The sequence below is a fragment of the Nitrosopumilus sp. S6 genome (assembly GCF_054515815.1).
This window is the reverse complement of record NZ_JBTNRI010000008.1, coordinates 46,545-68,629: the sequence shown is the minus strand read 5'-3', so window position 1 is coordinate 68,629 and position 22,085 is coordinate 46,545. Positions and strand designations below refer to the sequence as shown.

At 33.3% G+C, this 22,085-nt stretch carries 28 protein-coding genes and 2 tRNA genes; 23 read left to right on the top strand and 7 right to left on the bottom strand.

Annotated features, from left to right (window positions below; translation table 11 throughout):
* Window positions 1-723: 723 nt before the first annotated feature.
* Window positions 724-1,341, top strand: a complete 618-nt coding sequence (gene purN, locus ACX12B_RS06850; protein WP_459353285.1) for a phosphoribosylglycinamide formyltransferase — start codon at window positions 724-726, stop codon at window positions 1,339-1,341.
* Here purN and ACX12B_RS06845 read toward each other — a convergent pair.
* Both ACX12B_RS06845 and ACX12B_RS06840 read right to left on the bottom strand, forming a co-directional pair.
* Window positions 1,338-1,658 (bottom strand): cupin domain-containing protein, encoded by a 321-nt coding sequence (locus ACX12B_RS06845; RefSeq protein ID WP_459353284.1) that lies wholly within the window; start codon window positions 1,656-1,658, stop codon window positions 1,338-1,340. The two genes, purN and ACX12B_RS06845, sit on opposite strands and share 4 nt — an antisense overlap.
* Window position 1,659: 1 nt before the next feature.
* Complete coding sequence (locus ACX12B_RS06840) at window positions 1,660-1,944, bottom strand: antibiotic biosynthesis monooxygenase family protein (protein WP_459353283.1); 285 nt, start codon at window positions 1,942-1,944, stop codon at window positions 1,660-1,662.
* A 92-nt stretch (window positions 1,945-2,036) separates the two neighbouring features.
* Between ACX12B_RS06840 and ACX12B_RS06835 the strand changes: the two genes are divergently transcribed.
* Entirely contained in the window at window positions 2,037-2,900 is an 864-nt protein-coding gene (locus ACX12B_RS06835) for a bifunctional 5,10-methylenetetrahydrofolate dehydrogenase/5,10-methenyltetrahydrofolate cyclohydrolase (RefSeq protein WP_459353282.1), read from the top strand.
* Window positions 2,890-3,453, top strand: coding sequence for a 5-formyltetrahydrofolate cyclo-ligase (locus tag ACX12B_RS06830; protein ID WP_459353281.1), 564 nt, complete (start codon window positions 2,890-2,892; stop codon window positions 3,451-3,453). The genes ACX12B_RS06835 and ACX12B_RS06830 overlap by 11 nt, the downstream gene beginning before the upstream one ends.
* On the opposite strand, the gene purD is transcribed toward ACX12B_RS06830, so the two are convergent.
* Window positions 3,444-4,706, bottom strand: a complete 1,263-nt coding sequence (gene purD / locus ACX12B_RS06825) for a phosphoribosylamine--glycine ligase (protein WP_459353280.1) — start codon at window positions 4,704-4,706, stop codon at window positions 3,444-3,446. The two genes, ACX12B_RS06830 and purD, sit on opposite strands and share 10 nt — an antisense overlap.
* An 87-nt stretch (window positions 4,707-4,793) precedes the next feature.
* Here purD and ileS point away from each other — a divergent pair, with 87 nt between their 5' ends.
* The 6 genes from ileS (at window position 4,794) to ACX12B_RS06795 (ending at window position 11,456) form a co-directional block, all read left to right on the top strand.
* On the top strand, window positions 4,794-7,991 hold the full coding sequence (gene ileS, locus ACX12B_RS06820) for an isoleucine--tRNA ligase (RefSeq protein ID WP_459353279.1): 3,198 nt from the start codon (window positions 4,794-4,796) through the stop codon (window positions 7,989-7,991).
* A gap of 177 nt (window positions 7,992-8,168) precedes the next feature.
* Window positions 8,169-8,756 carry a DNA protection during starvation protein gene (dps, locus tag ACX12B_RS06815; RefSeq protein WP_459353278.1) on the top strand — a complete coding sequence of 196 codons (588 nt, stop codon included), beginning with the start codon at window positions 8,169-8,171 and terminating at the stop codon, window positions 8,754-8,756.
* Window positions 8,757-8,866: 110 nt separating this feature from the next.
* Entirely contained in the window at window positions 8,867-9,196 is a 330-nt protein-coding gene (locus ACX12B_RS06810) for a hypothetical protein (protein WP_141978020.1), read from the top strand.
* Window positions 9,197-9,236: 40 nt separating this feature from the next.
* Window positions 9,237-10,343: a succinate--CoA ligase subunit beta gene (locus ACX12B_RS06805; protein ID WP_459353277.1), complete on the top strand. Its 1,107-nt coding sequence runs from the start codon at window positions 9,237-9,239 to the stop codon at window positions 10,341-10,343.
* Window positions 10,340-11,257 (top strand): succinate--CoA ligase subunit alpha, encoded by a 918-nt coding sequence (locus ACX12B_RS06800; protein WP_459353276.1) that lies wholly within the window; start codon window positions 10,340-10,342, stop codon window positions 11,255-11,257. The genes ACX12B_RS06805 and ACX12B_RS06800 overlap by 4 nt, the downstream gene beginning before the upstream one ends.
* 31 nt (window positions 11,258-11,288) lie before the next feature.
* Window positions 11,289-11,456 carry a 50S ribosomal protein L40e gene (locus ACX12B_RS06795; RefSeq protein ID WP_428327183.1) on the top strand — a complete coding sequence of 56 codons (168 nt, stop codon included), beginning with the start codon at window positions 11,289-11,291 and terminating at the stop codon, window positions 11,454-11,456.
* Between the two features lie 2 nt (window positions 11,457-11,458).
* Here the strand turns inward: ACX12B_RS06795 and ACX12B_RS06790 are convergent, their stop codons facing one another.
* The gene (locus tag ACX12B_RS06790) at window positions 11,459-11,707 is read right to left on the bottom strand and encodes a hypothetical protein (RefSeq protein WP_459353275.1); all 249 of its coding nucleotides are present in this window, start codon (window positions 11,705-11,707) and stop codon (window positions 11,459-11,461) included.
* A 94-nt stretch (window positions 11,708-11,801) separates the two neighbouring features.
* On the opposite strand from ACX12B_RS06790, the gene ACX12B_RS06785 reads away from it, so the two are divergent.
* The 7 genes from ACX12B_RS06785 (at window position 11,802) to ACX12B_RS06755 (ending at window position 15,443) form a co-directional block, all read left to right on the top strand.
* Window positions 11,802-11,895: transfer RNA gene (locus tag ACX12B_RS06785), tRNA-Val, on the top strand.
* 34 nt (window positions 11,896-11,929) lie between these two features.
* Window positions 11,930-12,061, top strand: a complete 132-nt coding sequence (locus ACX12B_RS06780; RefSeq protein ID WP_428327187.1) for a hypothetical protein — start codon at window positions 11,930-11,932, stop codon at window positions 12,059-12,061.
* 49 nt (window positions 12,062-12,110) lie between these two features.
* Window positions 12,111-12,530, top strand: a complete 420-nt coding sequence (locus tag ACX12B_RS06775; RefSeq protein WP_459353274.1) for a hypothetical protein — start codon at window positions 12,111-12,113, stop codon at window positions 12,528-12,530.
* A 56-nt stretch (window positions 12,531-12,586) separates the two neighbouring features.
* Window positions 12,587-13,126 carry an inorganic diphosphatase gene (locus ACX12B_RS06770; RefSeq protein ID WP_459353273.1) on the top strand — a complete coding sequence of 180 codons (540 nt, stop codon included), beginning with the start codon at window positions 12,587-12,589 and terminating at the stop codon, window positions 13,124-13,126.
* A 1-nt stretch (window position 13,127) separates the two neighbouring features.
* Window positions 13,128-13,385, top strand: coding sequence for a UBP-type zinc finger domain-containing protein (locus ACX12B_RS06765; RefSeq protein WP_459353272.1), 258 nt, complete (start codon window positions 13,128-13,130; stop codon window positions 13,383-13,385).
* A gap of 29 nt (window positions 13,386-13,414) precedes the next feature.
* The gene (locus ACX12B_RS06760; protein ID WP_459353271.1) at window positions 13,415-13,618 is read left to right on the top strand and encodes a hypothetical protein; all 204 of its coding nucleotides are present in this window, start codon (window positions 13,415-13,417) and stop codon (window positions 13,616-13,618) included.
* 52 nt (window positions 13,619-13,670) lie between these two features.
* Window positions 13,671-15,443, top strand: coding sequence for a M3 family oligoendopeptidase (locus ACX12B_RS06755; protein ID WP_459353270.1), 1,773 nt, complete (start codon window positions 13,671-13,673; stop codon window positions 15,441-15,443).
* A 114-nt stretch (window positions 15,444-15,557) separates the two neighbouring features.
* On the opposite strand, the gene ACX12B_RS06750 is transcribed toward ACX12B_RS06755, so the two are convergent.
* On the bottom strand, window positions 15,558-16,130 hold the full coding sequence (locus tag ACX12B_RS06750) for a hypothetical protein (protein WP_459353269.1): 573 nt from the start codon (window positions 16,128-16,130) through the stop codon (window positions 15,558-15,560).
* A gap of 146 nt (window positions 16,131-16,276) precedes the next feature.
* Between ACX12B_RS06750 and ACX12B_RS06745 the strand changes: the two genes are divergently transcribed.
* Window positions 16,277-17,422: a hypothetical protein gene (locus tag ACX12B_RS06745; protein ID WP_459353268.1), complete on the top strand. Its 1,146-nt coding sequence runs from the start codon at window positions 16,277-16,279 to the stop codon at window positions 17,420-17,422.
* Here ACX12B_RS06745 and ACX12B_RS06740 read toward each other — a convergent pair whose 3' ends face one another.
* Window positions 17,423-17,974 (bottom strand): pyruvoyl-dependent arginine decarboxylase, encoded by a 552-nt coding sequence (locus ACX12B_RS06740; protein WP_459353267.1) that lies wholly within the window; start codon window positions 17,972-17,974, stop codon window positions 17,423-17,425.
* A 94-nt stretch (window positions 17,975-18,068) separates the two neighbouring features.
* Complete coding sequence (locus ACX12B_RS06735; RefSeq protein ID WP_459353266.1) at window positions 18,069-18,299, bottom strand: hypothetical protein; 231 nt, start codon at window positions 18,297-18,299, stop codon at window positions 18,069-18,071.
* Between the two features lie 117 nt (window positions 18,300-18,416).
* On the opposite strand from ACX12B_RS06735, the gene ACX12B_RS06730 reads away from it, so the two are divergent.
* The 6 genes from ACX12B_RS06730 (at window position 18,417) to ACX12B_RS06705 (ending at window position 22,064) form a co-directional block, all read left to right on the top strand.
* A tRNA-Thr gene (locus ACX12B_RS06730) sits at window positions 18,417-18,491 on the top strand.
* Between the two features lie 62 nt (window positions 18,492-18,553).
* The gene (locus ACX12B_RS06725) at window positions 18,554-19,351 is read left to right on the top strand and encodes a DsbA family protein (protein ID WP_459353265.1); all 798 of its coding nucleotides are present in this window, start codon (window positions 18,554-18,556) and stop codon (window positions 19,349-19,351) included.
* A 101-nt stretch (window positions 19,352-19,452) separates the two neighbouring features.
* Window positions 19,453-20,772 carry a DEAD/DEAH box helicase gene (locus tag ACX12B_RS06720; RefSeq protein ID WP_459353264.1) on the top strand — a complete coding sequence of 440 codons (1,320 nt, stop codon included), beginning with the start codon at window positions 19,453-19,455 and terminating at the stop codon, window positions 20,770-20,772.
* A gap of 48 nt (window positions 20,773-20,820) precedes the next feature.
* Entirely contained in the window at window positions 20,821-21,054 is a 234-nt protein-coding gene (locus ACX12B_RS06715) for an Lrp/AsnC ligand binding domain-containing protein (RefSeq protein ID WP_048070591.1), read from the top strand.
* A gap of 33 nt (window positions 21,055-21,087) precedes the next feature.
* A complete protein-coding gene (locus tag ACX12B_RS06710) occupies window positions 21,088-21,378 on the top strand; it encodes a hypothetical protein (RefSeq protein ID WP_459353263.1) in 291 nt (96 codons plus the stop codon).
* Complete coding sequence (locus tag ACX12B_RS06705) at window positions 21,375-22,064, top strand: hypothetical protein (protein ID WP_459353262.1); 690 nt, start codon at window positions 21,375-21,377, stop codon at window positions 22,062-22,064. Before ACX12B_RS06710 ends, ACX12B_RS06705 begins: the two co-directional genes overlap by 4 nt.
* The last annotated feature ends 21 nt before the right edge of the window (window positions 22,065-22,085 follow it).

Genomic DNA, 22,085 nt, shown 5'->3' with positions numbered 1-22,085 from the left:
CAGATAAATCAAACAATTCAGTTACAGATGTGGTATCTTCATCAATTTGACAGGTTTCATTGTCCCCACTCCCACCAGTAGTAGGACATCCTGTTAATGTAGCTGCAAATGCATCTTGTGAAACCATAATGGAGTTAAAAGATAAAAAAGAAAAAAGAATTGAAAGGGTTAGAATTGAAAATGATTTTGATATGAAATTAAATTTTAAAATATGTTTTTTTTGAAACAATGTGGAACTGAATTTTTTTTGAAATGAAATGTCATTAAGGTTGAACATAGAAGGAGTAACAAAATTTGTAAATTTATATAAGATTCTAATTTTATATGGCAAGTACAATTGCGGTAGTGAGATGATGGAAAACATAATAGTTCCAATCAGAAAAAACAAAGAGGTTCCGATCCAAGGATCTAGATATTTTAGAAATAATATTTTAGATAGATCATCAAAAACTATTTGTTCTTGAGCAATAGTAGGAGAAATTACGTGGTGGACAATGCCATTAAAATCAATGTAAGAAATACCTGCAGAATTAACATCATAATTAATAGCCCAAAAACCAGATAATATGAGTAAACTTAACAGTAGCCCCTCTTTCCGATACACGATATATTTTAAAAAAGTAATGTATTAAATATGTATTATAAATAAATCTTAAGATTTAGTCATATTTACAATGATATGTGTGCTGTAGAGATTAAATTTGGAGTGTATTAACCACATATGTGTTAAATCTTGGAATTTTAATCTCAGGTCGCGGGAGCAACATGGAATCCATCCTAAAGTCAATTAAGAAAAAAAAGATACCAATCAATCCTGCAATAGTTATTTCAAACAAACCAGATGCAAAGGGTCTGAAAATTGCACAAAAACTTGGAGTTAATGTAGAGGTTGTGGAAAGTAAAGGATTTAACGGAAGTAGGGCAGAGTATGATAAAAAAATCATAACTGTTCTTACAAAATATGGAGTCACACCAAGAAATGGTCTGGTATGCCTAGCAGGATTTATGAGAATAATCAGTCCAGAATTTGTAAAAAAATATAAAAACAGAATCATCAATATTCATCCAGCATTATTGCCTTCATTTCCAGGCCTTGACGCACAAAAACAGGCATTAGAATACGGAGTAAAATTCTCAGGCTGCACAGTACATTTTGTGGATGCAGGAATGGATACAGGTGCAGTAATAATACAATCAGTAGTCAAAGTAAAAGAAAATGATACTGAAAAATTATTATCAAAACGAATTCTAAAAGAAGAACACAGAATTTATCCTGAAGCAGTTAATCTGTTTGCAAGAAAAAAGATCAAGGTATCAGGTCGCAGAACAATAATTAGTTAAGAATCAGGACCACCAAAAAAATACAAAACTTTTAGCTCCTTTGTATTTCCATGAAAATAATGTTCAACATCTTTTGCAACAAAAAACAGTTTGTCTTTTGAAACTTTGTAATCATTATCTCTAATTCTTAGAAATCCATCACCAGAGATTACATAATAAACTTCATCACCATCATGAGGAGTTTGAGTATCTTCTTCTCCAGGTTGTAAAACTAAAACTCCTGCAGCTAAACTATCACGATTAATAAAAGTATGAAAATAATTACTGCCATTTTTGATTTTTTCCAGATATTGGTTTAAATCAAATTCTAGTTTCAATTTACTCAGCAGCTACTGTGTATGTTTTTCTTTGAGGAGGTTCACTCATGTAAGAATGCCCTTGCGGATGTAGTTTTTCATGTTCAGGACTGTTATGCATTTTGATAAAAGTCTCCTTACTTTCATGTTCTACAACAATTCTACAACTACCATCAGCGGATTTCAGAAATTTTCTAGATTTGAATCCAGAAAATTTTGATAGAACTTTGTTTGATTCGATAAACCAACTTTTGAAGTCATCCTCAGCACCATCTTTGAGTTGAACGTCTGCTATCATTACAAACATGAACTGACTAGAAAAAATGACATTAAATTTCTTTTCTAAGATTTCAAGGAGAGAATTCCAAGAATTAAATATCTACAAATCAAAAACATATCATGACTGGAACCAAGATTGACGGCAAGGTAATTGCACAATCAGTTAAAGACAGAGTAAAAAAAGCCGTAGAAGAGTTAAAGAGTCAAGGAATCAATCCGTGCCTAGCAACAGTACTTGTAGGAGATAATCCAGCATCTGCCACATATGTTAGAAACAAGCACAAAGCATGTGAAGAGGTAGGAATTACTACAAAAGATCACAAACTTGATGCAAATACAACTCAGGTCCAACTCAACGAAATTATTGGAAATTTGAATAATGATAATTCAGTTCATGGCATACTTGTACAATTACCACTTCCAGAACAATTGGATGAATTTATCACAACATCAAGAATTTCACCGCTAAAAGATGTGGATGGATTAACACCTCACAACGCAGGATTATTGGCAATGAAAAAAGCAGCCCTTGTTGCATGTACACCATCAGGAGTAATGGAGATATTTGATTATCATGGAATAGAATTAGAAGGTAAAAATGTGGTATTAATTAATAGAAGCAATCTTGTTGGAAAACCACTTTATCATTTGTTATTAGACAAAAATGCAACAGTCATCACATGCCATTCTAGAACTAAAAATCTAACAGAGTTATGTAAATCAGCAGACATTGTTATTACAGCAGTAGGAGACAGAAACAAATTCATATTAACTTCAGATATGATTCAGGAAGGTGCAATAGTAATTGATGTTGCAATATCAAGATTCCAAGATAAATTAGTTGGAGATGCAGATTTTGAGGACATTATTCAAAAAGCATTTTTTGCAACACCAGTTCCAGGAGGAGTTGGTCCAATGACAGTTGCAATGCTTTTAAAAAACACAATAACTGCAGCATCACTGAGTAGTCAAATTGGAAGATAATTCTGAAAAAAAATCACTGAGAAATCTTCTTTTAGAAAAGAGAGATGGAACATCATTTGATTTGATGAAAATTGCTAGTGAAAAAATTAGTAAAAAATTAAAAAAAATTAAAGTATTCAGAGATGCTCAAAAAATTGGGGCTTATTATCCAATTGGAAGTGAAATCCTTACCCAAGATATCATTCAAGAATTACTAAGTAATGGAAAAGAGGTGTTCTTGCCAAGAGTGTCAGGAGAACAGATGGATTTTAAGAAAATAAGTGATTTTTCAAGTCTAGAAAAGGGCAGTTTTGATATCATGGAGCCAAAAATAGAATATAAGACTGAAAATAACTTAGATGTGGTTTTGGTGCCAACTGTAGGCATTACTCCAAAAGGAGTCAGATTAGGATATGGTCATGGATTCTATGACAAATTTTTGGCAAATCATAAAATAGCGACAATTTCTCTAACATTAGAAAAACAAGTTGTAAAGAGTATTCCAAAGTCTGATCATGACATACTGATTGATTGGATTGTTACTGAAGACAGAATTATAGAAACTCAGAGATAAGCCAGGCCTTTTTTGCCAATATCTTTTCTGAAAAACTTGTGGGGCCAAGAAATCTTTTCAGATGCAGCATATGCATTTGAAATTGCAGATTCCAAAGTATCACCTAATGCAGTAACCCCCAAAACACGTCCTCCATTTGAGAGAATTTTTCCATCAGTTTGTTTTGTTCCAGCATGAAAAACATATGCATTATCTGGAATAGAATCAAAACCAACAATTTCTTCATTTCTTGGATAAGATTCAGGGTACCCTTCTGAAGCTAAAACAACACATACAGAGTATTGATTCTTCCAAGAGATTCGTGGCATGGAAGATAATTCACCATTTGCACTTGCAACAAAATAATCATACAAATCAAAATCCATTCTCATTGTAATTGGCTGACATTCAGGATCACCCATTCGAACATTATATTCTAAGACATAGGGTTCGTTATCTTTTAGCATTATTCCAGCATAGAGAAATCCTTTGAATGTAATTCCTTCATTTTTCATAGATTGGATTGTTTTATCAATGATTTTTTCTTGGATTTTTTTTGCAAGAGGTTCATCGATTATGGGGGTAGGAGAATAAGCACCCATACCACCAGTATTGGGTCCTTTATCATCATCAAAAATTCGTTTATGATCCTGACTAGAAGCCATAGGTATAGCAACATTACCATCAGAAAGGGCAATGTACGAAGCCTCTATACCGTCAATTCTCTCCTCAATGATGATTCGATTTCCAGCATCACCAAATGTTTTTTTTATCAAAATTGTTTGGATTGCAAAAATTGCTTCATCAGTACTATTACAAACAATTACGCCCTTTCCAGCAGCCAACCCGTCTGCTTTGACTACAACGTTATAGTCAAGAGACTTTACATAATCTTGAGCTTTTTCTGCATCATCAAATATTTCAAATCTAGCAGTAGGGATGTCATTTCTTTTCATAAAGTTTTTTGCCCAAATTTTGCTTGATTCTAGTTGTGCTGCATCTTTTGCAGGACCAAAAATTTTAAGGTTTTTTTGATTAAATTTATCTACAATTCCTGCAGCTAAAGGAGCTTCAGGTCCAACCACAGTAAAACAATTATTTTTTTCAGCAAAATTAGCAAGACCTTCTAAATCATCAATATCAATTGAAACATTGTTTTTTGTCCCTCCATTTCCAGGGGCAGTAAACACAGTATCAACTTTGGAGCTTTGAGATAATTTCCATGACAAAGCATGTTCTCGTCCTCCAGAACCAATTACTAGTACATTTACCAACACAAATTATTTTTTTACTCAATTATATAATCCAAGTCTCATAAAACCAATTTAGCTTTATAATGTCACAGATCTACCAAAAGCCAGATGGAACTCTCCACAAAATTTGATGCAAAAGCAATAGAATCAGAAATTAAAGAATATGTAAAATCACTTGATTTAGAAAAACAGATTTTTGCATCAGACAAACCTGAAAAAATTAGATTCATTGAGGGCCCACCAACAATGAATGGTATTCCTCATGCAGGCCACCTTAGAGGAAGAGTCATCAAAGATTTGTGGTACAGATACAACACACTTCAAGGGAAAAAAATTGAATTTAATGGGGGATGGGACACTCAAGGCCTTCCCGTAGAATTACAGGTAGAAAAAGAACTAGGGGTAACAGGTGGAAAGACAGAGGCCATCAAGCAATTTGGTGTTGAGCGAATTGTATCTGAATGTAAAAAAGTTGTTGAGAAATACAACAAGACATGGATCAAAGTAGATGAATTACTTGGAATGTCATTTAACCATGAAAAAGCATATTGGACTTTTCGAGATGAGTTTATTGAAAGAGAATGGCAGGTACTAAAAAAAGCACATGAGAATGGGATTTTAGAAGAAGACTTTACAGTTATCGCATATTGTCCTAGTTGCCAAACATCACTTAGTCATGCAGAAGTTAATCAAGGGTATGAGGAAGTAAAAGACCCATCATTATACTATAAAGTCAAACTAGTAGATGAAGATGCATTTTTGATTGTATGGACTACAATGCCATTTACACTAGTAACTGATGCAATGGTAGGATTACAACCAGAAGAAGATTATGTTTATGTCAAAGTAGAAAATGAAACTTGGGTCGTTGGAAAAACAAGACTAGAAGATTTCATGACAGAAGTAAAAATTGAAGATTATAAAATTGAAAAAACAGTCAAAGGTTCAGAATTTGAAGGAAAAAAATATGTCCATCCATTATTGGATTTAATTCCAGAGTTAAATGAATGCTCTAAAGCAGATAATTTTCATGTTGCAGTATCAGAATCATTTGTAGATGCAAGTACTGGTAGTGGCCTAGTACACCTATCTCCTGCAAATGGTGAGGAAGATATCAAAATTGCAAATAAGAGAAAGGTTAAGGTTTTCAGCCCCATAGATGATGAGGTAAAATTCACCTCACAGGCAGGAAAATATCAAGGAATGTTTGTAAGAGATGCAGACAGGCCAATTGTAGAAGATCTAAAAGAATGCAATGCTCTAGTAAAAATTGGAAAAATCAAACACAAGTATCCTCTTTGTTGGAGATCACACCACCCAATTGTGTGGCTTGCAAGAAAAGGATGGTTTTACAAATTAGATAGACTAGATAATAAGGCAATTGATGCAGCTGAAAGTGTAGAATATTATTTTGAACAACCAAAAAATAGATTCTTAGGAATTATCAAAGAAAGACATCCTTGGTGTATTTCAAGGGAGAGAATTTGGGGATGTCCATTACCTGTATGGACTTGTGAAGAATGTAATGAAAGAAACTGGTTTTTTACAAGAAAAGAAATTGTTGAATCAGCAGATAGTCTTCCGGATGGGCCAGACTTTGAACTACACAGACCATGGATTGATAACATTACAATAAAGTGCAAAAAGTGTGGAAGTACAAAAACAAAGAGAGAAGAATACGTCTTAGATACTTGGCACAACAGTGGTTCTGCACCATATTCATCATTAACTGATGAAGAATATTCAAATGAAATTCCAGCACCATTCTTTACTGAAGGAATTGATCAGACTAGAGGATGGGCATATACATTACTCATTGAAAATGTAATTTTAAACAACGGACCAATTCCACCATACAAGTCATTTTTGTTCCAAGGACATGTGCTTGATGAAAAAGGAGGCAAGATGAGTAAGAGTAAAGGGAATGTTTTGGAAGGAATAGAATTACTAGAAAAATATCCTGCAGATTTGATTAGATTTTACTTTATGTGGAAAGCAAGTCCAATTGAGCCACTAAGTTTCAGTACTGAAGAGTTAATGTCAAGACCATATCAAGTAATCAACACACTATTCAATTTGCATTTGTACTTTAAACAAAATAGTCAGTATGATAATTTTGAAAAATCAAACACAGTAGAATGGGCAAAACAAAAGAATTTGTTAACATCACCAGACATTTGGCTTTTATCAAAACTTCAAAAATTAATTCTAAAAATAACAGATCGTAATGATTCATGCAAATTTCATGAAGGTGCAAAAGCAATTGACGACTTTATCATTAACAATCTAAGTCAGATTTACATCCCAATTACACGAGGAGAGTTATGGGATGAAGACGAGGAGAAAAAAGAAAGACGACTTGCAATTTATGCAGTATTAGCAGAAGTTCTCAAAACACTAGATATTTTGATTCATCCATTTTGTCCATTTACTAGTGAGCATCTGTATCAAACAGTTTTTGATGGAAAACAAAGCATATTACTTGACAAATGGCCAAAATCACAAGAATCACTAGTCAATGAAGAGATTGAAGAATCATTTGACATAATGAAAGATGTGGTATCTATTTCATCAGCTGCAAGAATGAAAGGTAAACTAAAAAGAAGATGGCCATTAAATGAAGCAAAAATTTGCGTTAAGAAAGGACTGAAAGCAAAGTTAGAATCATTATCAGAATTACTCCAATCTCAACTAAACGTAGAGAAATTCAGTGTGATTGAAACAGAAAAAGAATCAGGGTTAGAACAAATTTTAGAATTAAAACAATTAGGATTACCTGCAAAACCAATTATTGAATTAGAGAGAAAAAGAACAGGGCCAAAAGCAAAACAACACATGGGAAAACTAGTAGCAAAATTTTCTGAAACAAATCCTGAGGAAATAATTTCATCATTACAAAAAGATTCAAAATTTGATTTTGATATTGATGAGGAAATTATTTCATTAGATAATGAAGACTTTGTTGTAGATTTTGATGCAGATGAAAATTTTGCAGTATCAAAAAGAGACGACTATGTAGTGTTTATCTCAACATCACGAAACAAAGAGATGATGGCAAAAGGATTGATCAAAGATGTTGCAAGAAGGTTGCAAACTTTAAGAAAAGAAAGAGGATACAATCCAACAGATGTTTTAGGAATAGCATCAATTCTTGATTTAGATGAAGAGTCACTTGAAATGATTAAAGAAAAATCAGATGATTTGGCTTTCCTAGTAAGAGTAAAACAAGTAAACTTTACAGAATCATGTAAAGAATACAAAGATGACGATATTGATGGACAAAAAATCAGAATTTCAGTAGAGTAAACTCTAGGAAAATAAGTTGCAGTACAGACTGTTTATGAATAAAAAATGAAAAACCGATTTTTTCTGGAATATGATTGGTCGTTAGGTCCCCAACTAGTATTTTCTCCTATCTATTCTGAGAATTAATTTTTAGAAGATATGTAATATTTTTATTACAATTGTTTTGGATAAAGAGGAATGTCCGAATCAAAGGCACCAAATGTTGTTGGAATAAACGTTCTAAAACAAAACGGTCTTGATGTTGATGAATTGGTAAAAGAGTTGATAAAAAATGCAGCAGTAGAATTTACAGCATATTACTATTTTACCAATCTCAGAGCACATTGTACAGGCATGGAAGGAGAAGGACTAAAAGGAATTATTGAAGATGCAAGGTTAGAAGACCTAAGTCATTTTGAGGCATGCATTGAGAGAATTTACCAATTAGGAGGCTCACTTCCAAATGACGCAACTGAATTTATCAAAATTTCAGGTTGTGAGTTTTTACAACTTCCAGCAAATCCAACAGACCACAAAGCAATTCTAGAGAAATGTCTCAAAGCAGAACAAGGAGCAATTGTCAACTGGGATAAAATTTGCAAAATGACATTAGGCAAAGATCCTGCAACATATGATATTGCAAAAGACATTCTAGCTGAAGAGATTGAACATGAGTCTTGGTTCTTAGAGTTAATCTATGGAAGACCATCAGGGCACATGAGAAGAAAGTATGCAGGTGAAAGACCACATACTAGAAAACACTCTAGAGCATTAGATATGGCATAAACGCCAAATCACTTTCTTTCTTTATTCATTAAAAATTGATTTTAATGGCGACAAATAGTGAAAATACATTGTTTTATCACGGTTAAATAGAAAAATCACGTATTGATAATATGGTAAAGCAAATTAGTCTTGATGCATGGCAAATTCAACATTTAGCAGACCTACTTGAAAAAGGCTCAAAAATTGTTGAAAAGACTAATCGACCAATTGTTCTTTACAGGCAGACTCTAGAAGAAGAGGAAGAATCCTATGAAGAGATTGTGTGTACACTTACCAAAGGATACGTAATTGAGCAAATGGTGACATCAGGGGGAATCTTAGTTCCAAGTTTTCACCAACAATTTGTATTCACCATTGAAGAGTATCCTCAGGAATTATTGAGAAAAAGTAAGGATCGCTTTTTAGAAATGATTGATTTTCTTGATGAGCAATTAAGATAACGCCATAATTAATAAAGACCGTAAAATTCAAGATTTTTGCATGCAATTATTAGAATTTCAAGCAAAAGAGCTATTTCGAGAATATGGCATCAATTTACTTGACAGCATATCATCTACAAATATTGAAGAAGGTAGAAAGCATGCAAAAGAGTTAGGATATCCATTTGTAATTAAAATTCAGGTTCCAGTAGGAGGGAGAGGTAAGGCAGGGGGAATCCAAAAATGCCAAAATGATGATGAATTTGAGATAAAATATCCCCAAGTTATGGACTTGACAATAAAGGGAGAAAAAGCAAGGGCAATTCTTCTTGAAAAGATGGCAGATATCAAAAAGGAATTGTATCTTTCAATATTTTTGAATCGTTCAAAAAGATGCTACACAATTATCGCATCAGCTGAAGGTGGCGTTGAAATTGAATCAGTAAAAAATCAGATTATCAAGGAAATTGGGTTAGGCGAAGTTTCAGATGAACTTGCACAAGAAGTTGCAAAAGAAATGGGACTAGAAGGAAAACCTGCAGAAGGTGTTGTGGACACTTTGAAAAAATTATCAAAACTTACAATTGAAAAAGAAGCAGAACTTGTAGAAATTAATCCACTTGCAATTATGCAAGATGATTCAATAATGGCACTAGATGGAAAATTTGTTACAGATGATAACAGTAACTTTAGACATCCAGAATTAGAAAAATATCAAGAAAAAACAGCTATTGAAGAACAAGCTGAGAAGAGTGGATTTTCATTAGTAGAATTAGATGGAGATATTGCAGTTGTTGGAAACGGTGCAGGGTTAGTAATGTCTACATTAGATATGTTATCTGATAACGGAGGAAAGCCAGCATGCTTCTTAGATGTAGGTGGCGGGGCAACAACTGAATCAGTTTATGAAGCATTGACTTTGATCAGTAAGTTAGACAGAGTAAAAGGAATTCTAGTAAACCTCTATGGAGGAATTGTAAAAACTACGGTAGTAGCTGAAGCATTTCTAAAAGCATACGAGGATAACATAATTGACTTACCAGTATTTTCTAGACTAAAGGGAACTGAATCAGAAAAAGCAACAGAAATGCTACAAGGTTCTAGAACCAAAATTTTTGGCACAGTAGAAGAGGCAATTAACGCAGCAGTGATGGGAGTAAAAAATTGACAGATATTTTTGCACTACTCAAAGGAAAACCAGGAGAAGAAGATTATGAAAATAAAGGAGTAATTGTTCAAGGAATTACAGGATCATACGGTTCATTGCATGCAGGAAAAATGCTAGAGTATGGAACTAACATTGCAGCAGGAGTCACACCAGGTAAAGGTGGCCAAACATGGAATGAAAGTGTACCAATTTACAACACCATGAAAGAAGCAGTTGATGCAACAGGAGCAAAAATTTCAATAGTTTTTGTTCCAGCAAAATTCTTTCTTAATGCTGCAAAAGACGCATTAGAGGCAGGAATCAAACTGTTGGTTGCAATTCCAGAACATGTTCCAATTAGAGATACAATGGAAGCACTAGAGCTTGCAAAACAAAAAGGAGCAGTAATCATTGGACCAAATACACCAGGAATAATGATTCCAGAATTAATCAAAATTGGAATCATGCCACCAATGCCTTTCAAAGCAGGAAAAATTGCAGTGTTATCAAAGAGTGGAACATTACTATATGAAATTTCAGATGCTTTGACTAATGCAGGATTTGGTCAATCAATAACAATTGGTATTGGAGGAGATCCAGTAAATGGAACAAGACTTATTGATGCATTTGACATGGTAAAAGACATTCCTGATTTGGAAGGAATGGTAGTAGTAGGAGAAATTGGAGGAGATTCTGAAGAGATGTTAGCTCAAAAAATTATTGATTCAGGATTTAACAAACCAACTGTTGCATATATTGCAGGAAGGGCAGCACCTAAAGAAAAGAGAATGGGTCATGCAGGGGCAATTGTAATGGGAACATATGGTTCAGCAGAATCCAAAGTTTCAATGTTTAACAAAGCAAACATCCCAGTAGCAAAAAGACCTGCAGAAGTACCTGTTTTATTAGCAGGAAAGATGGAAAAATCCGATTAGATTAAAAGAGAGGAATTTAGGAGAAAATCAAATGCCAATCACAGACCCAGAAAAGAAACGAATTGCACAACAAGCCAGACTTGTCATGAGAATTTGTTTTAATTGTGGATGTAGAAATGACATTGGCGCTACTAGATGCAGAAAATGCAGAAACCCATATTTGAGATTAAAGAACAGAAATCTCGGCGTAAAGAAATAGAATTAGAAATTCATCAATCTTTGCCTATAATCAACAATTGCGAATTTAATATCAGAGTGGTATCTCATTACAAAAGATTTTGCCAAATCAGGGTTTTCCAATTCTTCTAGAGGAATCTGTAGATCATCAGGTAATTGCTCATTCATCTGAAAAAGAATCTTTGCTGCATCAGTATATTGTCCAAGATTTTCAGCATATTCAAATGCCAATTTCATCCGGTCAATTAACGCATCAAATTCCTGTAAAGACATGTTAAGATTTTCTAAAATTAGTACTAAAGGCGTTGGTAATTACGAAATATCCAAAATCTAAAGACAAAAAAGCTTGTAGTTACGTAATTTTGTTGGACCGGTCGTCTAGTTTGGTTTGGATGACGCACTCACACTGCGTAAGAGATTATTCTCCGCAAAGGTCGTGGGTTCAAATCCCATCCGGTCCACCTACTTAAAATTAGACAACATTTCAAAAAAATTATGAAGGCCAGATTCCCAGGAAAATGTGTAGAGTGTGGAGAGGCAATCAAAGCAGGAAAAGAAATTCTAAAAAACTCTAAAGAACAATGGGTTCATGCAGCATGTTCTGATTTAGAGGATGAATTACCATAGAATAAATTTGTAACAAATTTTTTAAGTAACTTAAAAAAAATACATCCAAATGAGAACAAAATCAAGTATTTTTCTAGCAATTATTGCATCATTTGCAGTTCTGATGTTTCCATCAGAGATAATTGCAGAGACATCTGAAACTACAACAATCACTCCAATCAATGAAAAGATCAGTCTACAAAAAACAATCACAACAATGATTGTTCCAGAAGACAACACATTACCATGGGGTTTTGTTACAGGTAGTCCTTCAGAATATGTTGAAAGACATCCAGTAATCATTCAATTCTTTGACGAGGCAGATGATTTGGTGCATGTTGCCCAAGTAGATGTCAAAGGAGATGGTTCTTACGAATACAAGTTTAGAGTAACTAGTATTGATGCGAATGGAAATATGGAAAAAGCCTTTGAAGGCGAATATACTGTAATGATATACAGAGTCATTCCTAACTCAAATCAACTAGTCTAAACATTCTTTATTTTTCACAGAATTCATATACTATTCAAGAAAATGCTAGCTAGAAAATGAGTAAAAATTTTTGGCACGACATAGAATCAGGAGCAGACATTCCTGAAATTATTAACGTAGTAGTAGAGATTCCTAAAGGTTCTATGAACAAATATGAATATGATAAAAAACACAACATGATAAAACTTGACAGAGTTTTATTTTCACCATTTCACTATCCAGGAGATTATGGTCTAGTTCCTCAAACACTTTCGGAAGATGGGGATCCATTAGATGCACTAGTACTAGTTACAAATCCGACATACCCAGGAATTTTAATTGAAGCAAGACCAATAGGATTACTTCAAATGAAAGATGCAGGAGATTTAGATGACAAAATTATTTGTGTGTCAACAAATGATCCTAGATATTTACATACCACAGACATTTCAGATATTGAAGATCACTATCGTTCTGAAATTGCTCACTTTTTCCAAGTGTACAAAGACTTGGAAGGCAAAAAAGTAGAGATACTAGGATGGCAGTCAGCAAAAGAAGCAAAGGGAATAATTGTTGAATCAATTAAAAGATACAAGAATACTTTGAAGAAATTTTAAGATGTCAAAAGAGTGTAGTCATTTTTTAGAAGAGAAAGAAGGAATAACACCAAATACAAAAAGCTGTGAAGAATGCGAAAAAGAACATCTTCCAGTTGTTGCAATACGAATGTGTCTAACATGTGGACATGTGGGATGCTGTGATTCATCCATTGGAAAACATGCAACAAAACATTTTGAAGAAACAGGTCATCCAGTCATGAAAGCAATTCCAGGAGATATTTGGAAGTGGTGTTATCACCATAAAGAATACTATTAATTTTCAAGATGTTAGAAAATTACAGATAATTGAATAAAGAAAAACTTCACTGGACTTTTTGGGCAGGTATAGGGTTTCTTATAGCAGGGGGAATTAGTTGGGGAATTTTGCTTGCAGGAGAAGGTCCACCAAGTTACATTGAAGAGACTAAAACGTATAGTTATGGCTGGATAATTTTTGGAATAGTGTTGATCATATATTCTACAATTAGAAAAATTCTAAAATCTAAATAAAATAAACCGTAGTGTATTCATTTTTTAATAGTTAGAAAATTACGATTAGTAGATGTCTCAATATCAATTAGGAATGTGGGATCTTTCAGAATTGGCAAAAAATCCAAAAAGTTCAGCATTTCAAAAACAAATTCAAGAATTAGAAAATCTAGCTAAGAAATTTGAGAAAATTAAATCAAAACTAGACCCAAAAATGTCATCAAAGAAATTCATGGAGATATTAGCACAAGTAGAAGAGATTTCTGAAAAGATGAGCAAGATTGGAGGATACGCATCTCTTTCATATTCTTCAGATACTCAATCAGATGAAGCAACATCATTAATGACTAGAATGTCAAAATTGGGTTCAGATATTTCAAACAAGATCTTATTTTTTGATTTATGGTGGAAAACTCAAGTTGATGAAAAAAATGCAAAAAGATTGATCAAAGATGCAGGAGAGCTTTCAGAATACTTAGCTCATAAAAGATTAATTGCAAAATATTCACTTAGTGAACCTGAAGAGCGAATTATCAACACATTAGATGTTACAGGAATTTCTGCACTTGTAAAATTGTATGACAAGATAACCAATGCATTTGAGTATCAAATGAAAATTGGAAATAAAACAAAAAAGATGACAAGAGAAGAATTGACAAATTATGTAAGAGATACAAATCCAAAAATTCGCGAAACAGCTTACAAAACAATTCTTGGAAAATATAATGAAAACAAAGGAGTGGTTGGAGAAATTTATCAAAATATTGCACTTAATTGGAAAGATGAAGGAATTGACATTCGAGGCTATAAGACACCAATTTCAATGAGAAATATTGGAAATGATGTAGATGATAAAACTATAGAATCATTGCTTTTAGTTTGTAAAAAAAACGCTCCAGTATTTCAGAAATTCTTTGTGCAAAAAGCAAAGATGCTCAAAATGAAAAAACTTAGAAGATATGATATCTATGCGCCAGCTGCTGCAAACATCAAAGAGAAAAATTATTCATACAACAAATCAGTAAAACTAGTTTTTGAGTCACTGGGTAGATTTAGCAGCACTTTAGAAGATTTTGCAAGAAAAGTATTCGATGAAAACCATATTGATTCATCAGTAAGACAAGGTAAAAGAGATGGAGCATTTTGCAGTACATTAACGCCCAAAATCACGCCATATGTTTTAGTCAATTTTACAGGAAAATCAAGAGATGTGTTCACATTAGCGCACGAACTAGGTCATGCGGTTCACAGTCAAGCAGCACAAAATAGATCAATTCTAGTCCAAGATGCACCATTACCGTTAGCTGAAACAGCATCCACATTTTCAGAATTGTTGCTTTATGACAATATTTCAGATAAAATTTCAGATGATGAAAAGAAAATAATGTTATCTGAAAAAATTGACGACTTGTATGCAACAATTCTAAGGCAATCATTTTTCACAATTTTTGAAATTGATGCCCACAAGCAAATTGGAGATGGAACAACCATAGATGAAATTTCAAAAACATATCTACAAAATTTAAAACAACAATTTGGAAAATCAGTTGATGTTACAGATGACTTTGCAATAGAATGGAGTTGCATTCCACACTTTTACCACACACCATTTTACTGCTATGCATATTCATTTGGAAATTTGCTTGCATTATCATTGTTCCAAAGATACAAAAAAGAAGGTCAAGATTTTGTTCCAGCATACATAGACATTCTTGCAGCAGGAGGTTCAAAAAAACCTGAAAGACTCCTTCAAGAACATGGATTAGATATAAGATCTACCAAGTTTTGGCAAGAGGGTTTTGATTATGTTAATGGGCAAGTAAAAGCACTCTCATCACTAAATTAGATTTTTAATAAATGGGGCTGACAGTCCAACGCAAGGACTGCCAGCTTGTTCCCCGAACGGTTTGAATTCGATGTCAAAACCACATCACAGATTATCTGATTTAAACGTTTGAAATTATTCCAAGTCTAATTTTTTAGGTTTGATTTTTCGTATTGTCCCACCCAATATTCCAATTGTGATTCCTAATTGGTATAGAAAATACAATAAAACCTCAAATGTGCTAGGAGTAAGATCTGTAAATCTACTGATTCCAGTTAATATCAACAATAAAGAGCTAAAGAAGAATACAAATAATTTTACAATTCCATGAAGATCTGTAAATTTCAAAATAACAAAAGTCATTACAGTTACAGAAATTGCCAATACGGTTAGGAATCCAGTATTCATTCCAAAAATTAGAAACAATACAGATGCAAGTTCTGCAGGACCACCAGTAGAAATATTAGATAGTTCAATTTTTTCAGGAGATGCGAATCTAGGTACACTAAGAATTGCATTTGCCAAAAATAAAACAAATAAGGTAATAGATACAGTCTTTAGATGATTTTGCAATCGTGGAAATCGGACAAGAATTGCACGTCCTAAAATGATTCCTTGAAATAATCCAACTCCAAATGCACCAATTACTGCAATAATAGAAAAAATTGGGTCTTGAAAGATATCAACAAGAAAGGGAATTAAGGCCAATATTAGTTATAATTTCAAAAATACAGAATATTAGTTAGAAGATGACTAATTTTCGTAAAAAAAATAAAAAAAATTCATCAAAAACAGATTTAAAAAATAAATCAAATAGAGTAAAGTTAATAATTTCATGACTAGAGAGACAACCAATGCAAAAGATACTTTGGATTTTATTATCAATTACAATTATCGGGATTTCAATAAATTTTGCATATTCACAAGAAATGGGTTTAGCAACATTTCAAGAAACTGCTCAAATAATAGTAGATAGAAGCATATCTCAAAATGTAACTGCCTCAATAACTCTACAAAGTACAAGCATTCAAGAGATCAGAATTCCAGCAGAATTAGAACAAAAGCTCAGAGAAGATGAAATGATTAAAGCAGTGATTGTTACAAATCAAGCACAATGTGTATTGGGCGTAGTTGATGAATCATGTATCATGATCAATGTGGTAAGAGATCCAACAGTAAAAGGAATCATAGCAATTCAAGATACAGCCAAGGAAGCTGCAATGCCATACATTGATGAGATAAACCAAGTCTTTGATACAGATGCAGAACTTCATTCAGTTTTTTTACATAGTGATGATTCATCCAATGAAGCACTTGAGACATCAGGAGTCATTTCAGGTAGAGGTATGATTTCAGTAGTATACACAATGTCACCAGAAGACACCAATACAATGTATGAAAAAATCTCAGCAATTTTAATTCCAAAAATAATTAGAGATGGTGGAGGATTTTATGAAATTGCAAAAAATCTTTCATTTGAAGAGAATGCAAAAATGACATTTTCAATAATACCCTTAGATTCAAAATCTTTGTTACAGTTGAAATTATCAGTAGATTACCCTAATGAGGCATCTACAATTTCTGAAGTTAGTCCACTAGATTTGTTAAAAGTGGATACAATTAACAGATCAGATTATTTTTCTTCAGGATTCTATCCACTTAATTCAATCATCCAAGTAGTGATATTATCACCTGATGATGAAACTATTTCTAACATTAAAGGAGACATTGTTCCAACACAAATAGTAGATAATGAAAAAATTCCAACAGACATATCAAAACAAGGATGGATTTTTGATCCTCAAGAAGGACAAAGAATTCAAGGTAAGTATATTTTTGGAGAAGAAACTTCAATTAACAAAGACAAGTTAAAGTTTTCATTAGGAGATGTTCCACTCACACAGCCAGAATCATCAGATGAATCACTGGTAGCAATAATAATAATTTCAATAGTTGCAATTGCAGCTGCATTATTCTATCTTAAAGGATATAGAAAATAATTACAGTAAAAGTACCGCTGCAGCAAAAACAGTAGTCCATTTTCCATCTTTGTCACCACGTGTTTGTTGAGTAATATTTTGAGTTTTGTAAATTTCTCCAGAAATTTGCCATTGTTGTCTTTTTTCATCCCAGTTCTTATCAACATCAAATGAAATTCCCAATGAGGAAGCCAACATTTGTGCTGCAATATCTTCAGCATAATCACCTGCCTGAGTCTCAGTTTGTCCAAAAGATTCGTATTCAGACAAATAACCATATCTTGTTTTATCCTTTGGTTGTGCAATCCCTACAGATGCAGAACACATTCTATGAGGCTCATTTGTTTGATTTTTTGAATAAATCGTAAATAGAATCTGCCCAGGTTTGATTTGTTGTAGTCCCTCTTTTCTTGAAATTAATTTTGCCTGTGGTGGAAAAATACTAGAAATCAAAACAAGATTTGTTCCAGCAATACCTGCATCTCTTAAAGCATATTCAAAGCTAGTTAATCTATCCTCGTGAACACCTTTTCCTCTTGTTAGAAATAATTTCTTGGCTACCAAATCCAGCATTTCTGAAATTTTAGAAAAAGAGTTATTATTTAACTTTAATCAAAGACCGAATTCCATTTTAAATGATAATCATGTTACGAGTTTTTTTGGAAAACTAATCTCGTTTCTTTTTCTTTTTTCTTTTATCAGGAGCTTTTGCTTCTTGTGTTAGAAGGATGAATGTGAAAAATGCACCCAATCCAACATTGACCACTCCCATGAATGTGATGAACATAGTTTGTTCTTTTCCAGCAATAGGAGACAAACCGATTATGATACCCAAAATACCAGTTGCAAAGAACATCATCATCAGAACTTTGACTCTAGTTGGTTCAATGTACCTCATAACAGGTATCAAAAAATTGGATTATTATAAACTGACGGTTGGAATAATTTCTAGAAAAATCCTGTAAAAAGAACACAGGTAACACTTTAAACCTTCAAAAATTTCATTTTACTTCGTGCCAATGTAGCTCAGCCTGGCTAGAGCATTCGCCTTGTAAGCGAAAGGTCATGGGTTCAGATCCCATCATTGGCTTTAAAATTCTATAAAATATTTGGCAATACGATTAAGTATGTTGAATTTTGGAACAATCTTACATGAGTTTTGAAGAGAATGAAACTAAACAAAATGATTTTTCTCAAGATATTGCAAGGCCAACAGGACTAATAATTGGTTTAATTGTTGCAGTAGGAGTTGCAGCATTTTTTGCAGGAATGTATTTTTCAAACATGAATTCAAATCAGATTTCACAAGAAGATCTAGATGACGCAATTGCAAAAATTGAACTTAAAATGTTACAAAATAGATTGCCTACAAATCAACACTCACCGCCAGTAAAAATTTCAGCAGACAATGACCCAATAATTGGAAACCCAGATGCACCAATCACAATAATAGAATTTTCTGATTTTCAATGTCCATTCTGTGCAAGATTCCATGTTCAGACACTTCCATTACTTTTAGAAGAATACATTGAGCAAGGCAAAGTGAAATTAGTCTTTAGAGACTTTCCAATACAAAGCATTCATCCAAATGCACTTCCTGCATCAGTAGCAGCAGAATGTGCAAATGAGCAAGGACAATTCAAAGCAATGCATGACATGTTGTTTGACAATCAAAATCAATGGAGTAATCAAGAAACAGTTGATGCATTATCTATGTTTAGTCAATATGCAACTCAAATACAACTAGATCAAGAAACATTTGATGCGTGTCTTACTAGTGGAAAATACATTGAGGAGATAAGAAACGATCTTGATGATGGTAGAAGTTATGACGTAACAGGAACTCCAGGATTTTTTATAGGAAATGATGAAATAGGTTACGTAGAACTAAAAGGTGCACAGCCATTTGAAAGTTTTAAAAAAGTTATTGATGCACAGTTAGAGGCATAAAAAATAACAAGCGTTTATTAGACCTAATCTGAAACCTTACGCATCGGAATAATGACGGTTAGCAGTGAGCTTTTCGTCATTGCTAAAGAGAAGAAAACAAAATGACAAAATTTCAAGAATTAGGATTAAAAGAAGACATACTAAAAGGAATAAAAGACCTTGGATTTGAGGAAGCATTTCCAATTCAAGAAGCAGTGATTCCAGTATTACTTACAGGAAGAGATGTTGTAGGACAAGCACATACAGGTTCTGGTAAGACTGCAGCATTTGCATTATCAATGCTACAAGAGATTCAACCAAAAAATGGCATTCAAGGTTTGATCATGGCACCAACAAGAGAGCTTGCAATGCAAATTACAGATGAAATAAAGAAATTTGGAAAATATACTGGAATTAGAGTAGCGACCGTTTACGGCGGACAAGGAATGGGGCTCCAGTTAGATGCTCTAGAAAGAGGTGTAGAGATAGTTGTAGCCACACCAGGTAGATTAATTGATCATCTCAAAAGAGGTTCAATAGAACTTAGAGATGTTACCCATATTGTTCTTGATGAGGCAGATACAATGTTAGATATGGGATTTGTTGACGATATTTCATTTATTTTAGATTTAGCACCAGAAGACAGAGTCATGTCATTGTTTTCAGCAACAATGCCAACAGAGATTCTCAGACTTTCAGAAGAATATTTGAATAATCCAAAACAATTTTTGCTTGATGCAGATGATCTTAGTGGAGAAGGAATTGATCAATCATATCTAGTCATCAAAGACAGAGACAAATTCAAGTATCTAATTGATTTTATCAAACCAGTAAAAGGTCAATCTATCGTATTTTGCTCTACAAAATATAGAACAAGAGATGTCGCAAAATTCCTACACCAAGAGAAATTTGATGCAGTTGCAATTGAAGGTGACATGTCACAACATAGAAGAGAACAATCAATGGGCAAATTCCGTAGTGGTAAAGCAGACATTCTTGTAGCAACAGATGTAGCATCAAGAGGTATTGATGTTCCAAGAGTAGAATTAGTGATTAATTATGATGTTCCAAATCAAGAAATGGCATACTTTCACAGAATTGGAAGAACTGCAAGAGCAGGTGCAAAAGGTAAAGCAGTTACATTTGTTTCATATTCATCAGTTGGAGATTGGAATCTTATCAAACGTCAAATTAAAGTTCCACTTAAAGATTTGAATGAAGAAATGGGAATAGAGATTTCAATTCCAGATCCTCTAAAAAGACAAATGCCATCAAGAAGATATGGTGGTCAATCAAGATCAAATTATTCCAGAGGAGGTCGCTCCGGAGGATATAGTCGAGGAGGCGGAGGACGCGACTCTAGAGATGATAGAGGAGGTAGAAGAAGATACAATGACAAAGGAGGCAACCGAAATAGTTACGGTGGCCGTAGTAGATGGTAACTGTAAAACTTAAAGACTCGAACCACGTAATTGATTCAAGGTAAAGTAATGCACAAAGGATTCATTTTATTAAACTGTGATCTTGGAGCTGAAGAATACATTGTAGATGAATTAAATCAGATGCAAGATGTAAAAAATGCATATCTAACTTTTGGAGCATATGATGTCATTGCAGAAATAGAGACAGAAAATCAAGAAGGGTTTGAAAAAGCAATTGCCGTGATTAGAAAATTATCCAGAGTAGTCAGCACAATGACACTAAATGTTATTCGTCCCGAATAATTGTTATATGAGAAAATTTAGACCTGAATCAAATTGCAAAAAATTGAGTATGAAGCACCAGTATGGGTATTAAATTACAATAACCCCAAACCACTTTTGGATCACGCCATACACATGTTAGAAAGATACGGTGTAAAACGTGAAGATATGGAGATTACCGAGACTCCAATTGCAAAAATAGGCGCAATTGTAGTTGAAATTTGGCCTTATGAGCTTGTAATAGGCAGAGTAAGATCAACAAGAAATGATTCTTTTATTAGCGGTACAGAATTTAAGATTGAATTAAAATTAGACGAAAATGGAAATTACATAGATTATCTTTGAAGAAAAAGAAGATTCAAAATATCATAATTGGAATAATTGCAATTAGTATTATTGGTGCAATTGTAGCATATAATTATTCAGTAGATCAGACTAAACAAAAAGGATTACAATTTGGAATAGAATTAGAACAGATTCAACAAGAAGTAAAAGATTTACAAGTTAAATTTTACTCAGAGAAAACAAAGTGGGAAGAAGGAGACATAACAAAAGAAGAATTGTTAGAGTTTTACAATGAACATCTAAATGAATTTAATGAAATAATTTCTAAATACGACAATCTTGATGCTCCAGAATTATTTGAGAGTTCTGTAGAATTGTTAAAGATTTCATCAGAGACACAACTATCAAGTGATTCAGAATATATCAAATGGATTGAAACTGGAGACGAATCAGCTAAAATAAGATCAGACACACAATTCCAAGAGTCAGTAGAATATGAGTTACAGGGATTGGTCGAATTTTATTCAGCAAAAACAGGTATCAAAAACTATGATGAAGATGCAAAGTTTGAAGCCCCACAAACAGGATTGACACAAAAAGTAATTCAAGTTGCAGAAAACATGGCAAGCAAATGTGATGAAGAATTCAAAAATGACTGGGGAGAATTTAATTCGGATGAGACGGAAGTCAAGTGGTTTAACTGTATAAATGAGGCTAAAAAATGGAAAATAGAACATCTCCCATAAAAAATAATCAAACCCACAAAA

What these genes read in the sequence shown, in the direction of transcription:
- ACX12B_RS06840 (WP_459353283.1), bottom strand. Translation starts at nt 1,944, where the DNA reads ATGTTTGTAATGATAGCAGACGTTCAACTCAAAGATGGTGCTGAGGAT.
- ACX12B_RS06835 (WP_459353282.1), top strand. Translation starts at nt 2,037, where the DNA reads ATGACTGGAACCAAGATTGACGGCAAGGTAATTGCACAATCAGTTAAA.
- ileS (WP_459353279.1), top strand. Translation starts at nt 4,794, where the DNA reads ATGGAACTCTCCACAAAATTTGATGCAAAAGCAATAGAATCAGAAATT.
- dps (WP_459353278.1), top strand. Translation starts at nt 8,169, where the DNA reads ATGTCCGAATCAAAGGCACCAAATGTTGTTGGAATAAACGTTCTAAAA.
- ACX12B_RS06810 (WP_141978020.1), top strand. Translation starts at nt 8,867, where the DNA reads ATGGTAAAGCAAATTAGTCTTGATGCATGGCAAATTCAACATTTAGCA.
- ACX12B_RS06805 (WP_459353277.1), top strand. Translation starts at nt 9,237, where the DNA reads ATGCAATTATTAGAATTTCAAGCAAAAGAGCTATTTCGAGAATATGGC.
- ACX12B_RS06795 (WP_428327183.1), top strand. Translation starts at nt 11,289, where the DNA reads ATGCCAATCACAGACCCAGAAAAGAAACGAATTGCACAACAAGCCAGA.
- ACX12B_RS06790 (WP_459353275.1), bottom strand. Translation starts at nt 11,707, where the DNA reads ATGTCTTTACAGGAATTTGATGCGTTAATTGACCGGATGAAATTGGCA.
- ACX12B_RS06780 (WP_428327187.1), top strand. Translation starts at nt 11,930, where the DNA reads ATGAAGGCCAGATTCCCAGGAAAATGTGTAGAGTGTGGAGAGGCAATC.
- ACX12B_RS06775 (WP_459353274.1), top strand. Translation starts at nt 12,111, where the DNA reads ATGAGAACAAAATCAAGTATTTTTCTAGCAATTATTGCATCATTTGCA.
- ACX12B_RS06770 (WP_459353273.1), top strand. Translation starts at nt 12,587, where the DNA reads ATGAGTAAAAATTTTTGGCACGACATAGAATCAGGAGCAGACATTCCT.
- ACX12B_RS06765 (WP_459353272.1), top strand. Translation starts at nt 13,128, where the DNA reads ATGTCAAAAGAGTGTAGTCATTTTTTAGAAGAGAAAGAAGGAATAACA.
- ACX12B_RS06755 (WP_459353270.1), top strand. Translation starts at nt 13,671, where the DNA reads ATGTCTCAATATCAATTAGGAATGTGGGATCTTTCAGAATTGGCAAAA.
- ACX12B_RS06745 (WP_459353268.1), top strand. Translation starts at nt 16,277, where the DNA reads ATGCAAAAGATACTTTGGATTTTATTATCAATTACAATTATCGGGATT.
- ACX12B_RS06740 (WP_459353267.1), bottom strand. Translation starts at nt 17,974, where the DNA reads ATGCTGGATTTGGTAGCCAAGAAATTATTTCTAACAAGAGGAAAAGGT.
- ACX12B_RS06735 (WP_459353266.1), bottom strand. Translation starts at nt 18,299, where the DNA reads ATGAGGTACATTGAACCAACTAGAGTCAAAGTTCTGATGATGATGTTC.
- ACX12B_RS06725 (WP_459353265.1), top strand. Translation starts at nt 18,554, where the DNA reads ATGAGTTTTGAAGAGAATGAAACTAAACAAAATGATTTTTCTCAAGAT.
- ACX12B_RS06720 (WP_459353264.1), top strand. Translation starts at nt 19,453, where the DNA reads ATGACAAAATTTCAAGAATTAGGATTAAAAGAAGACATACTAAAAGGA.
- ACX12B_RS06715 (WP_048070591.1), top strand. Translation starts at nt 20,821, where the DNA reads ATGCACAAAGGATTCATTTTATTAAACTGTGATCTTGGAGCTGAAGAA.